The organism is Terrisporobacter mayombei (genome assembly GCF_020748465.1).
Taxonomy (GTDB): domain Bacteria; phylum Bacillota; class Clostridia; order Peptostreptococcales; family Peptostreptococcaceae; genus Terrisporobacter; species Terrisporobacter mayombei.
This window is the reverse complement of record NZ_JAHZMP010000222.1, coordinates 1-456: the sequence shown is the minus strand read 5'-3', so window position 1 is coordinate 456 and position 456 is coordinate 1. Positions and strand designations below refer to the sequence as shown.

1 pseudogene is annotated in these 456 nt (G+C 23.2%); it reads right to left on the bottom strand.

Annotated features, from left to right (window positions below):
• Positions 1–456 (bottom strand): annotated as a pseudogene (locus K0039_RS21260) (TcdA/TcdB pore-forming domain-containing protein); the annotation flags it as partial.

The window sequence follows — 456 nt, the reverse complement described above, 5'->3', positions numbered from 1 at the left end:
GGAGTCTATGTAATTGACATTAGCAGTTGCTCTTAACTGTATGTGAGCTAATAAATTTACATGGACAACTGTAATTATATTATTTTGTATTGTACTTATTTCTCTTGTAATATGTTAGCTATATTTTGTAATAATTTCTTTTTCTGTCTCTACATAAACTGATTCACCATTACTTTTGTTAATAAATCTTACAGAATAAGTTGAATTATTTTTTGAGATATCTTCAAAAGATATTAAATACTTCTCATCTAGATTATTTAATTTTTTTAATTCATATAATTCATCAGATACATTTTCAAGTAGATTGAACTCATCTATTAAATCATCTATAGAATTGTGGATTATATTTTTAACAGGTTCTAATTTTTCATAATAAATGTAATCACCAACAGAAGATTCAATATTAAGCTTAAGATTATTTAAAATAAATTTTGTATCAGGACTAACACTTGTATC